This is a genomic window from Nocardioides antri, from assembly GCF_008373765.1.
GTDB lineage: Bacteria > Actinomycetota > Actinomycetes > Propionibacteriales > Nocardioidaceae > Nocardioides > Nocardioides antri.
Genome location: NZ_VUJW01000149.1, coordinates 1 through 299, shown reverse-complemented (window position 1 = coordinate 299; position 299 = coordinate 1). Strand labels below are relative to the sequence as shown.

The window sequence follows — 299 nt, the reverse complement described above, 5'->3', positions numbered from 1 at the left end:
CGCGTGATTATTTTTGAACATACGCAAATAAACTTATACAATGACGAAGGTTGCAATTATTCTTTTGATTTTGGCTGCCGTGTACGGGTTGGAAGGTGCGGCCGTTCCTAACGACCCGAACATATTTCCGATAAACGCTAACAGTTTTTCGCCGGCAAGCTTAATGCAAGGCATGTCAAACATCCAGGACATGGCTTCAAAGGCTGGTTTTGGGCCTAACATGAACGGTGCAGCCATTTCGACGGTTGTAGATAGCGCAGGGAAAAAAATGACGAAACTGCTAATCAGCGAAAACGGGA

At 45.2% G+C, this 299-nt stretch carries 1 protein-coding gene; it reads left to right on the top strand.

Translation table 11 applies throughout. From position 1 onward, the window contains the following. Positions 1–40: 40 nt before the first annotated feature. A partial coding sequence (locus F0U47_RS22840; RefSeq protein ID WP_149752360.1) for a hypothetical protein occupies positions 41–299 on the top strand: 259 nt, incomplete at its 3' end.